Annotated in this window: 14 protein-coding genes and 1 pseudogene; 14 read left to right on the forward strand and 1 reads right to left on the reverse strand. The window is 45.1% G+C overall.

The features are described 5' to 3' along the window. From ACI4L0_RS11680 to miaA, 8 genes are all read left to right on the forward strand, one after another. Positions 1 to 933, forward strand: coding sequence for a PhoH family protein (locus ACI4L0_RS11680; RefSeq protein ID WP_439800352.1), 933 nt, complete (start codon positions 1 to 3; stop codon positions 931 to 933). Beyond that, on the forward strand, positions 914 to 2,710 hold the full coding sequence (locus ACI4L0_RS11685) for an HDIG domain-containing metalloprotein (protein ID WP_439800353.1): 1,797 nt from the start codon (positions 914 to 916) through the stop codon (positions 2,708 to 2,710). The genes ACI4L0_RS11680 and ACI4L0_RS11685 overlap by 20 nt, the downstream gene beginning before the upstream one ends. Continuing rightward, positions 2,707 to 3,192 carry an rRNA maturation RNase YbeY gene (gene ybeY, locus ACI4L0_RS11690; RefSeq protein ID WP_439800354.1) on the forward strand — a complete coding sequence of 162 codons (486 nt, stop codon included), beginning with the start codon at positions 2,707 to 2,709 and terminating at the stop codon, positions 3,190 to 3,192. The genes ACI4L0_RS11685 and ybeY overlap by 4 nt, the downstream gene beginning before the upstream one ends. 58 nt (positions 3,193 to 3,250) lie before the next feature. After that, a complete protein-coding gene (locus ACI4L0_RS11695; protein ID WP_439800355.1) occupies positions 3,251 to 4,033 on the forward strand; it encodes a hemolysin family protein in 783 nt (260 codons plus the stop codon). A gap of 98 nt (positions 4,034 to 4,131) precedes the next feature. After that, positions 4,132 to 6,270 (forward strand): tetratricopeptide repeat protein, encoded by a 2,139-nt coding sequence (locus tag ACI4L0_RS11700; RefSeq protein WP_439800356.1) that lies wholly within the window; start codon positions 4,132 to 4,134, stop codon positions 6,268 to 6,270. Positions 6,271 to 6,397: 127 nt separating this feature from the next. After that, the gene (locus ACI4L0_RS11705) at positions 6,398 to 7,669 is read left to right on the forward strand and encodes a phosphoglycerate kinase (protein ID WP_439800357.1); all 1,272 of its coding nucleotides are present in this window, start codon (positions 6,398 to 6,400) and stop codon (positions 7,667 to 7,669) included. 239 nt (positions 7,670 to 7,908) lie between these two features. Further along, on the forward strand, positions 7,909 to 9,156 hold the full coding sequence (locus ACI4L0_RS11710) for a class I SAM-dependent rRNA methyltransferase (protein WP_439800358.1): 1,248 nt from the start codon (positions 7,909 to 7,911) through the stop codon (positions 9,154 to 9,156). Between the two features lie 7 nt (positions 9,157 to 9,163). After that, a complete protein-coding gene (gene miaA / locus ACI4L0_RS11715; RefSeq protein ID WP_439800359.1) occupies positions 9,164 to 10,123 on the forward strand; it encodes a tRNA (adenosine(37)-N6)-dimethylallyltransferase MiaA in 960 nt (319 codons plus the stop codon). Here the strand turns inward: miaA and ACI4L0_RS11720 are convergent. Then, positions 10,120 to 10,341, reverse strand: a complete 222-nt coding sequence (locus ACI4L0_RS11720; RefSeq protein WP_439800360.1) for a hypothetical protein — start codon at positions 10,339 to 10,341, stop codon at positions 10,120 to 10,122. The genes miaA and ACI4L0_RS11720 overlap by 4 nt on opposite strands. 361 nt (positions 10,342 to 10,702) lie before the next feature. Here ACI4L0_RS11720 and ACI4L0_RS11725 point away from each other — a divergent pair, with 361 nt between their 5' ends. From ACI4L0_RS11725 to ACI4L0_RS11750, 6 genes and pseudogenes are all read left to right on the forward strand, one after another. After that, positions 10,703 to 11,428, forward strand: coding sequence for a TatD family hydrolase (locus ACI4L0_RS11725; protein ID WP_439800361.1), 726 nt, complete (start codon positions 10,703 to 10,705; stop codon positions 11,426 to 11,428). Between the two features lie 134 nt (positions 11,429 to 11,562). Then, positions 11,563 to 11,901 carry a preprotein translocase subunit SecG gene (gene secG / locus ACI4L0_RS11730; protein ID WP_439800362.1) on the forward strand — a complete coding sequence of 113 codons (339 nt, stop codon included), beginning with the start codon at positions 11,563 to 11,565 and terminating at the stop codon, positions 11,899 to 11,901. Between the two features lie 138 nt (positions 11,902 to 12,039). Then, positions 12,040 to 12,498, forward strand: coding sequence for a PTS sugar transporter subunit IIA (locus ACI4L0_RS11735; RefSeq protein WP_439800363.1), 459 nt, complete (start codon positions 12,040 to 12,042; stop codon positions 12,496 to 12,498). Between the two features lie 186 nt (positions 12,499 to 12,684). Continuing rightward, the gene (locus ACI4L0_RS11740; protein WP_439800364.1) at positions 12,685 to 12,993 is read left to right on the forward strand and encodes a hypothetical protein; all 309 of its coding nucleotides are present in this window, start codon (positions 12,685 to 12,687) and stop codon (positions 12,991 to 12,993) included. A gap of 9 nt (positions 12,994 to 13,002) precedes the next feature. Continuing rightward, a complete protein-coding gene (locus tag ACI4L0_RS11745) occupies positions 13,003 to 14,034 on the forward strand; it encodes a V0D/AC39 family V-type ATPase subunit (RefSeq protein ID WP_439800365.1) in 1,032 nt (343 codons plus the stop codon). Beyond that, positions 14,027 to 14,731, forward strand: a pseudogene (locus ACI4L0_RS11750) (V-type ATP synthase subunit I); the annotation flags it as partial. The gene ACI4L0_RS11745 and the pseudogene ACI4L0_RS11750, both read left to right, overlap by 8 nt.

The raw sequence follows: 14,731 nt of genomic DNA on the forward strand, positions 1-14,731 counted from the left end.
GTGTCCTCGTATACGATTATTGTTCCTGATTCATCGATGCTTTCCCGTGTGTGCGGAACCAATGACGGCAACCTCAGGCTGATGGAGTCGTTTCTAGGTGTTCCTGTTTTTGCAAGGGGAAACGAACTTTCCATTGACAGCGGAGATTCTTCTTTGGAGCAGAAATTCCGCTTTGCAGTGGACAGAATTCTTGATGAATTTTCATCCGGCAGCGGAGTTGTTTCCGACGAAGAGGTGGTTCGCTCTGTTATTAACGGCGGCGCGGAATGTAGCCTGTCCATTGCGATTCCGGGCGGAACAAAAAAAGTTTTTCCGCGCACCCGGGGACAGTCGGTTCTGTTGCAGAAAATGCGGACTTCTGACATTGTTTTTGCAAGCGGTCCTGCCGGCTCTGGAAAAACTTTTATTGCAGTTGCCGAGGCTCTGCGCCTGTTGCTTTCCCACAAGGTTCATTCCCTGGTTTTGTCCCGGCCGGTCGTTGAAGCAGGAGAAAGCCTTGGATTTCTTCCCGGAGATTTGCAGGACAAGATAAATCCATATATGAGGCCGCTTTTTGATTCTGTGAATGCGGTTCTTCCTCCGGACACTGTAAAACGGCTTACTGAAAGCGGAATAATAGAAATTGCGCCGCTTGCCTATATGAGGGGACGAACTTTAAGCAGCTGTGCTATAATCCTTGATGAGGCCCAGAACACAACTGTTGAGCAGATGAAGATGTTCTTGACCAGAATGGGGGAAAATTCAAAAGTGTTTGTTACAGGAGATCCTTCGCAGGTTGACTTGCCGAGGCGGACTCCTTCTGGCTTTCTGCATGCCCTGAATCTTCTTAGGGACGTGGACGGAATTTCAACTGCAAAGCTGACTTCAGAAGACGTTGTGAGAAACGGGTTGGTGAAAAAAATTATACAGGCTTATGAAAATGAAGAAAGATGAGAATTCGCAGCGTTTTTTTGCTGTTATATCAGGCGCTTTTACAAAATATATGAAAACGAATTATCAGAAAGTTATATTGTGCCTTATAACTTTTCTGGTTACAGTCGGACTTGTATTTGTAAAAATTTCAACTTCATCAACCGTTTCCTCGTTTAACATAAATGACTATGAGGTCGGCCAGATTTCTGATGTTACTATAAAGGCCGCAAAGTCGCTTCCTGCAAACTATGATAATCCTGTTTCAGTTCAGGCGGGCGAAAAGGTCATAAGAAAGGGCTTTCCGATTACGCAGGAAGGCTACGAAAAGCTTAGAAAAATGTCGGAGTCTCCTGTCTATGTGGACTACAGGGCGTTTGCAAATTCTATTATCTACCATATATTGATGTGCGCTCTTTTTTTCTTTTTCTGCAGCAAAATTTATTTCAAGTATAAGATGATAGAATTCAAGGAGCTTGTTACTGAGTGCTGCTTTTATGTCATAATTTTCTGCTCGGTGATTTTTGGCTCCAAGTCTGTTTATTTTTCATCTCCGTATGCACTCTGCGCTGTCATTCCTTCTTCATTATGTGTGTTTCTTGTTGCGATTCTGTTCGGGCAGCTCAATGCGGTTTTCTTTTCGATTATAATTTCGCTTTCTGTCTTGAATGCTTCGTCGTACCAGATTGTGCCGTTCCTCTTTGTGCTTTCAACTTCGTTTGCCTCTGCGCGCCTTGTGAGGAAAATAAACCGCAGAACTGATATGGTTTTGGTTTCTGCGCTCCAGTCTCTTTTGAATATTGTTTTTCTGGTGATTTTCAAGATTGTTTTCAATGATTCCCTGTACAGCAGTTTCGGCTCGATTGTTGGAGTTGCCCTGAACGGATTTTTTTCCGGCATTTTGTGTCTGGGGCTTCTTACTCCGCTGGAGCTGCTGCTGAACACCGCTTCGCTTTTCAGGCTTATGGATCTGAGCGACCTGAACAATCCCACTATGAAAAAAATGCTGGTTACTGCGAGCGGAACATACAATCATTCGCTCATGGTTGCAAGCCTTGCGGAGGCCGCCTGCAATGAAGTTGGTGCGAATCCTCTGCTTGCAAGGGTTGGCGCATATTATCATGACATAGGAAAACTGGACAACCCCGAATACTTTGTGGAAAACCAGAGTGTCGGCGAAAATATCCATACAGAGATAAATCCTTCGCTTTCAGTGAGCATAATACGCAGCCATGTAAAGCGCGGCATGGAAAAGGCAAGGGCGCTCCGGCTTCCAAAGCAGATAATCGACATAATCAGCGAGCACCACGGAAACCAGGTGATTGCATATTTCTACAATGAGGCAAAGGCGATTGATCCTGACACAAATCCAGAGGACTATTCCTACACAGGAAATCCGCCTACAACTCGTGAAAGCGCGATTGTGATGCTTGCGGATACAGTTGAAGCCGCGTGCCGCAGTCTGGAAAAGCCTTCTGTTCCGCGCCTTGAAAAATTTATTACAACGCTGATTTACGGCAAGATTGAGCACAGGCAGCTTGAAAATTGCAGCCTTACGTTCAACGACCTCACGCGGATCCACGATGCGTTTGTCCAGATTCTTGCGGGATATTATCACAGCCGCACAAAGTATCCTGACCAGAAGGATCCCGACACAAATGAAATTCATCAGATGCCCCAGCCCCAGCAGGAAAATAATTCTGAACGGAAAGCGGAAAAAGACAAGAGCCAGAAAGATGAAAAGCCTTCAAAAAAATCCCTGAAAGACAAGGCTGAAAAAATGGCAAAGGAAAAAAAATGACAGGAAACCAGATTTTTGTTAGCATGGAGGACGGAAAAGAGGCTCCTGTGTGGTTCGGCGGAATAGAGCCTTTTGCCGCCAAGGTCATGCAGAAGTGCGGCTGGGATGGTCAGGAAATTTCAATACTCCTATGCTCTGATGAATATATTCAATATTTAAATAAAACATTCCGAAATATAGACAGCCCTACAGATGTCTTGAGCTTTGAAAACGGCGAGCGGTATACTGATGAAAGCGGCGCTGTCTGGCTTCAGGCCGGGGATATTGCTATAAGCGTTGACACCCTGCCGAAAAATGCGGAGTATTTTGAAGTTCCGCAGGACGAGGAGCTTAAGCGGCTGATAATTCACGGGCTTCTTCATCTGAACGGCTATGACCACGGGGAGGAGCATGTTGAAAAAAATGTGGAGCCAAAATGCGAAATGCTGGTTCTTCAGAAAAAGCTGATGGAATATTTCAGCGGAGAATGTATAATAAAATAAAACGCTTGAATGGCGCGGACGAAAATCCGAGGCAGGAAATTGTTCAATAGGAAAATATATGTTTGGATTAAAGAAAGATAACGCAAAAAAAAGCGAGCAGAAGATTTCCGCGGCGGAAGAAGCCCAGCAGGAAATTCTTGCTGAAGAAAAAAACGACATGATTCAGGGTGTTGAAGAGCTTGCTGTGACAACTGTAAAAGAGGTTATGGTTCCCCGCATTGATGTGGATTTTATTTCAATAGAAACCCCTGAGGAAGACCTTTTTAAGAAAGTCACTGAAAGCGGCCATTCCCGTATTCCGGTTTATTCCGGCTCAATAGACAATGTTGTGGGAATTCTTTACGTCAAGGACTTGATAAAAGCTCTGGCGGAAAAGCACCCGATTGACCTTGAAAAGATAATCCGCAAGCCTTATTTTGTTCCGGAGAGCAAGCACATAGATAGCCTTCTGCGCGAATTCAAGAGGAGGCATGTTCATATAGCAGTCAGCATCGATGAGTACGGCGGAGTTTCCGGCATTGTCTGCATGGAGGATATCATCGAGGAAATTGTCGGCGATATTCAGGATGAATTCGACAACGAGCATGAGGATGTGATTTCGCTTTCTGAAAATGTCTGGATTTGCGATGCCCGTGTTGACCTGGACACTCTGAACAAGGAAATCGGCTCGGAGTTTCCGACTGAGAATTTCGACACACTTGGCGGATTTGTATTTGACCTGTTCGGAAAAATCCCTGTGAAATTTGAAAAAACTTCATGGAACCAGTGGGATTTTATCATCCAGGAAATGGAAGGGCATAAGGTTGACACAATCAAGATAATGCGTAAAAAAGAAAGTTAGGGAACGCAGGAATCAAAAAATCATAGTGGAATGAATTTTTGCAGGTTTCTGAGCTGTGCCTTTTTTGCGCTGTCCCAATGCTTTTTATGGGAGTTGAAATGAAAAAAAATCTTTTACGCGGCATTGCGTTTGCTTTTTTGATTTTGCGTTTTTCCTGTCCGGTGTCTGCCCAGAAGAGTTCTGCGCTGGAGTTTTTTAACAGGGCGCAGAAGCTTCAGCTGGAAAGCCGCTGGTTTGACGCTGTTGACTTGTATCAGGAAGCCCTGTCGCTGAATCCTCAGTACGGGGATGCGCTTTACAATCTTGCGCTGTGCCACTATGCGCTTGGAAGCTATGATCTTTGCGTGCAGTATGCGGATGAGGCTTCCCGGTATGCCCGGAATTTCAGCGATATACAGAATTTAAAGGGAATGGCTCTGATTTCGCTCGGGCGCGTGGACGAAGCGAAGTCTGTTTTCACCGGTGTTCTGAAGGATTTTCCCAATGACGTGAATGCGAGGTTCGGGCTTGCGGAGCTTGATTTGCTTGACGGAAGGCTTACTGTTGCGGAAAGCCGCTATCAGGATGCTCTCAAGCGTGATGCTTCAAACAGGAAGGCGCTTTTGAGCCTTGCCCTTGTAAGCGCTGAGATGGGAAAAACTGAAATTTCAGAGAACTATATAAGGCAGGCATTGTCCTATTACAGCGGCGAGCCGGAAGTTCACTACATGGCGGCGTATCTTGCTGCAAAAAACATGGACTATATAGCCGCAGAGCAGAGAGCCAGGAGCGCGGTTCTTATAAATGGAAATTTTGACAAGGCGTATTCTCTGCTGGCCGGAATTTTATATGCGCAGAAGCGTTTCAATGAAGTCATAGATATATGCGATTTTAGAATCGGGCGGAACAGAAATGCCGTTGACGCCTGGTATCTAAAGGGCCGCTCTCTTCAGCAGCAGGGAAAAACCGAGGATGCGATTTCCGCCTACGAAACAGGGCTTTCCATTGCTCCCCAGGACGAGGTTATGAGAAATGCGCTTGAACAGCTTGTGTGCGGCGCTCTTATGATTGAGGATGAAAGGCGGAATGTCTGGGCGGACTTTCATTCTGACAAGGCGGCTGAATACGGTCGGAATTTTGAAGGAATCGCCGAGCGGTATGAATATCAGAAGGCGCTTTCAATTTCACCGCTGAATAATAAAATCAGGCAGTCGTTCGCAGATATGCTTGAGCGCGACGGACACTATGAGCTTTATCTTCAGCAGCTGAAATTTATACGAGAAAATGAATCCGCCGAAAAAAAACAGGCACCGGTCAAGTCGGACGAAAATTCTCTGTCGGTAAAGCGGACGAGGGCGCAGATAAAAAATGATGATGCCATAGAGGTTTACGAGAGCCTTCTTAGAAACAATATTTCTTCCCGCTGGAACGTTGATCCTTTTTATCTTGACAAGACAAGGTGGAACATCGGAATTTATTATATAAAAAAGCCTATTCAGCTGCTTCATGCGGACTTGGAGGAAATTTCCGCTGTGGCTGCAAAAGAAGTCTTTAACGGAGTTCCCTCTGCCTATGTTGAAATCCAGCTGGAGCCTGTGGACGGCTACGGTCAGGCATTCAGGCTTGCAAGAAGCTCCGGGTGCGACTATTTTGTTATTCTGGAAGCATCTGAAACAGAGCGCACATATTCGCTTGATGCAGTTCTTTATTCGGCGAGGACAGGAACAAAGACTTCTGAAATTCATGTTTACAGAACCGGAAATGACTGTATGGCGCGGGCTATGCAGCGGCTCAGGCAGGGAATTTTGTCTGTGCTTCCTATCCGCGGAAAAGTGCTTCGCAATGTGCATGGGCAGCTTTTGGTTGACCTTGGAAAAAATGACGGTATCTCAAAAGGCTCCGAGTTCCATGTTGTGCGCCGCGGAACTGTCATGACAAAGGATTCCGGCCCCGGAGTTTCCTACAGCGACAAGAATTTCCTTGGAACTTTTGTAGTTGAGCTTGCCGACGAGGAGCTGTCCGAGGGCGTTTACAAGAAAAACGGGTTCTATGACACGCTGAATGTCGGGGATGAAGTTGTGCTTGTAAAAAATCCTGAAAAAGACGGCGAATCCCTGGACAACCGGCCTGCTGCGGATGAAAGCGGAGAGCCTGCCACGGAAGATGCGCGCAAAGCTGAGCTTGAATCTCTTAAAGAATCGCTTCGTCCTGCTTCACGCGAAAATGAATTGATTCATTTAATACGGACAATTATATAGTTTGATTTTTCGGCGGCCTGAAATTTCTTGGAGCTTCGTGCGTAATATGCAAACATTGAAATAATTGCGGATTTGTTATATTATTTTCTTATAGTTGCTATTAAATTCCATTATGGAGGATATTTAGATGATAAAAACAGTAAAAGATGTGGATCTTAAAGGCAAGCGCATCATCATGCGTGTTGATTTCAATGTTCCTATGAAGGACGGAGTTGTTCAGGATGACACTCGCATCATGGCGGCTCTTCCTACAATCAAATATATTCTTGAGCAGAGTCCGCGCTCTCTTGTTCTTATGAGCCACCTCGGCGATCCAAAAAAGGATGTAAAGAAGGCGCAGGAAAAGGCGGAAAAAGCCGGAAAGTCATGGACAGAAGCCGATGCTGAAAAATTCATCAACGGAAAAAACAGAATGAAGCCTGTTGTTGAGTATTTTGCTTCAAAGCTCGGAAAAGAAGTTACATTCCTGCCGGATGCCCTTGGACAGAAGGCTGCAATCGATGCTCTTCCAGAAGGCGCGGTCGCAATGCTTGAAAATGTCCGCTTCCATAAGGAGGAAACTTCAAAGGATGATGCTGAGCGCGAGTCAATGGCAAAGGAGCTTGCGACTTACGGCGATATTTTTGTAAACGATGCTTTTGGAACTGCTCACCGCGACCAGGCTTCCACAGCTACAATCGCAAAATTCATGTCTACACAGCCGGTTGGCGGCTTCCTGATGGAAAAGGAAGTGAAATATCTTGAGCCGATGGTTACAAATCCTCCAAAGCCAATGGTTGCAATTATCGGCGGCGCAAAGGTTTCTTCAAAGATTGCAGTTCTTGAATCTCTTCTTAGAAACGCAAAGTATCTGGTTGTAGGCGGCGGAATGGCATACACTTTCCTGAAAGCCCAGGGACACAATGTTGGAAAGTCACTTGTAGAGGACGATTTTATCGACACTGCAAAGAAGCTTCTTGCTGATGCGGATGCCAAGGGCGTGAAGATTCTGCTTCCTGTTGACCATGTTGGAGCTTCAGAATTCAGCGCAGAAGCAAAGCCTGTTGCTGTTGACGGTGTTGATATTCCTGCTGACCTTATGGCTATGGATGTCGGCCCGAAGACTGTTGAAGAGTACAAGAAGGCTATCGGCGAGGCTAATTCGATTGTATGGAACGGTCCTGTCGGTGTATTTGAATTCGATGCCTTTGCAAAGGGAACAGAGGCTGTTGCCCGCCTTGTTGCTGAAGCTACAGGACGCGGTGCTATGACTGTTGTAGGCGGCGGAGATTCTGTTGCTGCCGTAAACAAATTCCACCTTGCTGAAAAAATGAGCCATGTTTCCACAGGCGGCGGCGCTTCCCTTGAGCTTCTTGAAGGAAAATCGCTTCCTGGAATTGCTATTCTGGCAACAAAGTAAAAGCCTGCCTGAATTTTTTTCAATAGGCACTTGAAAAGGAAACCCCGAAAAACTAAGTTTTTCGGGGTTTTTTGTGCATTTTAAGAACTGTTTTCCTTTTTGAATTCAACTGACAAACAGAGCGGATTTCTGTATACTAGGGAAACGCTGGCTGGCATTTGAGGCGGCCGGCATTTTACCAGAAATCGAATATAGGCAATTTTGCCGGGGATATATTCCTTGAACAGGAGCAATGACTAATGAATAAAACTGTAAGAGTTATGCTGAAGCCCAAAGAAGACCGCGAGATTTCACAGGGTTTTCCGTGGGTGTACGACAATGAGATTTCGTCCGTGAAATTTCCCGTTGAGGCAGGAATGAAAAGCGCGCCGCTTGAGGAATGTGATGTGGCCGATGGAACTGTGGTGGAAGTGTATACAAATGCCGGCGGTTTTCTTGGAAGCGGAGTTATAAATAGAAAATCTAAGATTACAGTGCGCATGATTTCATCCATGCATGCCGACCGCATTATGGAAAATCCCGCTGCGTTCTGGTCAAAAAAAATACGGGACTCCGTGAATATACGAAATTTGAATTTCAGTGCGGACGACAGCTTCCGTCTTGTTTTCGGCGAGGCGGATTTTATTCCGGGGCTTATTGTGGAAAAGTACGTTTCAAAGGGCTCTGTGTATCTTGTTGTTCAGTTTCTTGCTCTTGCCTGTGAAGTGTTCCGCAGGGAAATTTTGGCTGCCCTGAAGGATTTTGTAAAGCCTGATTTCATATATGAACGGAGCGATGCTTCAGTCCGGGAAAAGGAAGGGCTTGCGGAAAAAGCGGGCTGGATCGGCAGGGAAGGCAAGAGCGTGATTGAAATTGAAGAAAACGGAGTTTCTATTCTTGTTGATATTGCGCAGGGGCAGAAAACCGGATATTTCCTTGACCAGAAATTCAACCGCGAAAGAATTAAGAAATTCTGCCACGGAAAAAAAGTTCTGGACACGTTTACTCATACCGGCGCATTCGGACTGAATGCCTTTAAGGCTGGGGCGCGCGAGGTTTTGAGCGTTGACATTTCGCAGGATGCCGTTGACATGGTGAACAAAAATATTTCGCTGAACAATGCTTCCGGGTGCATGAAGGCGGTCTGCGCCGATGTTTTTGATCTTTTGAAGAAGTTTGAGGCGGAAGGTGAAAAATTCGATGTGATTATTCTTGATCCGCCGGCTTTTACCAAGAAGGCGGGGAGTATAGAAAAAGCTTACGGCGGATATAAGGAAATAAACCTGCGCGCTATGAGGCTTTTGAATGAGGGCGGAATTCTTGTTTCGTGCTCCTGCTCGCATTATTTTGATGAAAATACATTTTATGTGATGCTTATGCATGCCGCTATGGACAGCCACAAGCGTGTTCAGGTTCTGGAAAAACTGGGGGCTGCTCCGGATCATCCTGTGCTTCTCGGCTATCCGAAAAGCTCGTACCTGAAATGCGCTGTGTGCAGGGTGGTGTAGCTTTTTTATGCAGTCTACAGAAGTTAACTGCGTTGTTCTTTTGGGGCCGACTGCCGTGGGGAAAACCGCCATTGCGGTTCGGCTTGCAGACAAATTCGGGTGGGATATTATTTCCGCGGATTCCAGGCAGGTCTACAAGGGGCTTGATCTTGGCAGCGGAAAGGATCTGGATGAGTACTGCATAAACGGAAAGCATATTCCCTTTCATTTAATAGATGTGGCAACTCTTGATTCTGAATACAATGTGTTTTGCTTTCAGCAGGATTTTTACAGGATATTTAATTCGCAGAGAGAGCAGGGCTGCCTTTCGTTTGTTGCAGGCGGAACCGGAATGTATCTTGATTCCGTCGTGCGCGGATATGAGCTGCTCCCTGTTCCTGAAAATTCCGTTCAGAAAGCTGAGCTGGAAAAAAAGCCGCTTGAAGAGCTTGGAGCTATGCTTTTAAAGCTTCGCCCGTCCCTGCACAACAAAAGTGATCTTGCTGTAAAAGAGCGCGTGGTAAAGGCGATTCAGATTGAGCTTTTCAAGGCAAGCGATGAAGGAAAAAAAGTCCGGGCGGAATTACTGGAGCGGCCGAGAATAGTTCCGTTTGTCATGGGCACAACCTTGAACCGGGATGAGCTTTACCGCAATATAGAAATTCGCCTCAGGCAGAGAATTCAGGCTGGAATGATTGACGAAGTGGAACATCTGCACAGAAGCTTTTCCTGGGAGCGACTTGAAAAACTCGGGCTTGAATACCGCTTTGTGAGCCTTTATCTTGAGGGTAAAATTTCTTCGCTGGAGGAAATGGAAAAGCAGCTTTGCGCTTCAATCAGGCATTTTGCAAAGCGGCAGGAAACATGGTTCCGCGGAATGGAGCGCAAGGGAGTAAAAATTCATTGGCTTCCCTGCGAAACAAGCAAGGAAGCGCGCTTTCTTGCAGCAGCTGATTTGGTAGAAAAATATGTGCTGGAGGTCTGCTAGGCGTTTGCGGCCATTTTTACCGCCGGCTCCTCGATTTTTGTGAGATAGCCTGTTCTGATGCAGGATTCAAATAGAGTGCGTGAAATAAAATCGGTGGTTATTTCTTCATAGCCATCCTTGTCCCTTACAATGCGGACAACGTAGCCGTCCTCTGTTTCTCTTAGAACTGCCATGTAGTCGTTTGTTTTTGCAATGGTTTTAAGTGTGTAGTATGCCATAAAATTGCACCTCTCTTTTAGGCAAACAGTGAATAATCCGTATCCGCATTGTTCTCTGCTTGCGATAATATCTGCTGTTTTGCAGTACTTCAGGGAAATACAAAAACAGCAAGGAAGAAATGGTTAACCGCTTCTTGTGTTAACCGCCGCTTCCATAGATAACGGGAACCTCGAAAAATTCAGTTTTTTGAGGTACTCTGGGAATGTGATGTTTCAAGCTGCTCTATAACGGCTTAAAACTCGCAGGGGCATCTAAAAATCACTAAGCCGGACTTTAGATGTTCCTTCGCCTTTTTTTATTTTCGGTTTTTTAAGGAAAGTGTTTAGTTTTTTATTCGCGCGGCTTTTACAGGAGGTTCTTGTGTACTGCGATTCTCATCTGCACGCTGCTGAATGTGATTCTTTTGTCCCTGATTATTACTGCTGCTCCTGTTCCCATTCTGCGGAAGAATTCTTGCGCCAGGAAAAAATTGCAGTCCGGTCGAATGGAAAACTTGTGTGCGCATTCGGACTTCATCCCCAGAACCCTTCGCTTGAAAATGCCGGGCTGCTGGAAAAGCTTCTTGCGGAAAAAAGAATTCAGGCGGTGGGAGAATCAGGCTTTGATTTTTTTACCCCGGATTTAAGGGCTTGCGCGGATATTCAGAAAAAGGCCTTTGAGGCGTGTCTTTTTTGTGCCTTGAAGTATGAAGTTCCGCTTGTGGTTCATAACAGAAAGGCTTTGGACATGATGTTCCGCTATTCTTCGGAGCTGAAAAAACTGTATTCCGTTGTGTTCCATTCGTTTCCTTTTGTCGCCCGGGATGCGCTTTCTCTCTTGCGCCATGGAATAAACGCATATTTTTCCTTTGGAAAGCCGCTGCTGAATGGAAGCAAGAAGGCCGCGGATTGTATCAGGGAGCTTCCTTTGAACCGCATTCTTTTTGAAACAGATGCTCCCTATCAGACTTTGCGGGGCGAAGATAAAACTCTGCCTTCTCAGATTCAGAATGTATATGAAAAAGCCTGCGAAATCCGCGGCTGCGGAACTGAAGAATTATGCGCCCTTGTTCAGGAAAATTTTTTTTCAGCGTTTAATTTTAAGTAATTCCAAAAGCGATGGTTTTCAAGGTTCATGGCAATAATCTTGGCTTTTCGATTTATTGACCTAAAATAAATATTTCATTATTATAATAAAACTAAAATGATTTTTGCCGGAAACCCGGTGTTTGGAGTAAAAAAATGGCTGTTTTAAAAACAATCCTTCTCATTGCGTTTGTAATTATCTGTTTTCTTTTAATTCTTCTTGTGCTTGTCCAGAATGAGGAAAATAATGGCATGGGAAGTGCTTTTGGCGGCGGACAGTCTACGGCTTTTGGCGCTCGTTCAGCAAGTGTTCTCGCTAAGACAACGGGTGTTCTTGTCGCATTGTTTTTTGTGACTACATTTGGAATTTTGCTTTTGAACAAGGCTCCTGAAAAGGAAGATTTGTCATCTACTGTAAAGGAACTTCAGGGCGAGCAGTCCTCTTCGGAAAACAGCGGAAACTGGCTTCAGGAAGAAATCAATACTTCTGAGTAAAGCGCCTGAGTCAGCAGTGTCTGCATTTTACAGAGTCTCTGAAACCCTGTGTTTTATGTACTTGCTTGTGCTGCGGTGCAGGCATTTTTAATTGGATGATTTTGGAATGAGCTATGAAATTGTTCTAAGGATGGTAGTATGGTTTTTGCAAAAGTATTCTCTCCCAAAAGCATAATTGTAAACCTTGAGAGTGAAGATAAAGACGAGCTTTTTGAGGAAATGGTGCAGGTTATCCATTCTGAAAATCCGGAGATCGGAAGAGAGGAAGCTTTGTCTGTGCTTCATGCCAGGGAAGCTCAGATGAGCACGGGAATAATGCACAGTGTGGCTGTTCCTCATGGAGTGTGTGCTTCTGTAAAAGGCTGTGTCGGCGCAATAGGGATAAGCCGCAAGGGCATTGATTATGATGCTTTGGACGGAGCGCCTGTGAATCTTGTGTTTATGCTTTTGTGCGGTCCTGATAACAATAATCTTCTTCTTGAGATTTTAAAGGGACTTGCCATAGTTCTTCAGGATCCGCTTTTTGTTACAAAGCTGTTTGAAAAGACTTCCGCGCAGGAAGTTTTTGATGCTTTGTGCGATGCTGAAGCCTTGTGATTGGCGTGTTTCGCGGCGTTTTTTTGCTGCTGAAAAATAGAGTGCTGTTCAGTCGCCTTGGGTGCTGACCGGCAATTTCTTGGAATTTGCAGGCATTCTGGGAAAATCGTTTAAGACGACTTTTTAGATGCCCTGAAAATAGCAAATGGCGCGCTGCTTGCACCGGGCTGTTTGTTTGGAGTGTATATGGCTGCTGAAGAAATTGATATTATAACACATCTGCTTGATGTAGAAAAAGAAGCTTCTACTACAGTGCTTGATGCGCAGAAAAGGGCTGATGAAAAAATTGCTTCTGCGCGCGCCCAGTCGGAGTCTGAATTCAAAGCTGCATATTCCGCCGTTATTGCGGAGATAGACCAGAAAGAAAAAGAAGCAAAGTCTGCCATTGAAAAAAAACATACTTCTGACATAGAACTGTATAGGCATAATCTGGCTTCCACTGAAAAAGATTATTCGTCTTTCAATTCTCTTATGGATAAAATCCTTTTTTCATAGAGGCTGTGTATGGCAATGGATAAATCTGCCGCGGATTCTTATGTATATGCGAAAGCCAGCGGCATGCTTGCGCGGTCTTATGTAGGTGAGCGGGCAAGACAGCTGTTTTCTTTCCGTACATTGCAGGAGCTGTGGGCGTTCTTGTTCAAGAAGGAAATTCCTGTGGTTCCGGAAACTCTTCTGGCCCGTAATCTGGAACAGGAAGCGTTCAGAAAATTTATCTATGACTACAAAAAGCTTGTTGAAAATTATTCCAAGCCGGAAGATATTGTTTTAACGCTGCTTAGAAATTTCGACTATGAAAATCTGAAGGATATTTCCGCTTCGCTTGCTCTTGGCGAAAAGAAAATGCCGTCTGTTCAGAGAATCGAGCCTTTTAATATAATAAACTATGATGGCTGGCCTGATATTTCTTCCATTACATCAGGCGGAGACCTTTCGTGGTACAACGAAATTCCTTCTATTTCTGAAATGCACTTGGCGGACTACAAGCTTGACTGCCATTACATTATGTCTTTGTGGAATGCGGCTAAGCGTGTTCATTCTTCGTGCAGAAATGATGTGCTTGATCTGCTCGGCGAAAAAATCAGAATAGACAATGTGGTCTGGGCAATCAGGCTTCGCTTCTACTATAAAATGGAGCGCGATGAAATACTTCCTCTTTTGGCGTACACAACTGAACAAAAAGATGCGGAGGATCCGCTTGCCTGTGATGCTATAAAGACCCTGGATTGGGAGCTGGATAACTATGATTCATGGAAAGACTGGAAATACAGCCGGCTTTTGAATCCGCACGAAGAGGGCACAGTGTGGACTGTGGATTCACGCTGGATTTCCAATTCCTATAAAGGGCTTTATGTAAAAAAGGCGTATAAGCTTTTTCATAAATATCCGTTTACAGCATGTCCCTTGGTTTGCTGGTTTATCATAAAGAGAAATGAACTTGATAATATCCGTACAGCTTCTGAAAGTCTGAGGCTTAGCATTGATTCATTGCAGGCTATGCAGATGGCTGGAGCCCTGGAGGTAATAAATGGCTAGAACTACTACGATGCGTCTTATTGAGCTTATGGTTTTGCGGGAAGATATACATTCGGTGCTGAAATATCTTGGCGAGCTGGGAGAATTTCAGTTTCAGCAGGAATTTGCTGCCGATGCTTCTGATTCTGCAAAACGCCTTAATCCGGATGCGTCTGTTTTTGAAAGGCTCCAGCAGGTCAGGGTGGCCTTGGATTTGCCGGATCTCGACGGCTACAAGGGAAGCGTTCCTCTTCCTTCTGATGAGGATTTTAACAGTGCGACAAAAATAATAGAGTCTGTTGAGGAAATTCACAAAAACGAGCTTTTTGCCGCTGATGAGGAAAAGAAAGCGGTTTCCGCATACAAGGAGGCGCTGGCTTTTTCAAACCTGAAAGTTTCGTATTCAGACTTGGAGTCCCTTTCGTTTCTTACGCTTAGAATTGGAAAAATAGACCCTGAGAAAATTTCTGAGCTGAAATCAAAGCTTGGCTCCAGGGGCATTGTTGTAAAACTCGGCGATGATGATTCCAGAATTCTTGCGGCGTCTTCTAAAAAGGCCCGTTTTGCGCTTGACGGCGAGCTGAAGGAAGCTGGATTTACAGAGCTTCAGGTTCCTAAGGATTTCAAGGGAATTCCGGATGAGGTTTTGCTTACTCTGGAGCGCAATAAAACAGAGGCCGTGAATGCTCTGGAGGAAGTTCAGACTGAGCGCAGGAAT

Source organism: Treponema sp., from assembly GCF_051883275.1.
Classification (GTDB): domain Bacteria; phylum Spirochaetota; class Spirochaetia; order Treponematales; family Treponemataceae; genus Treponema_D.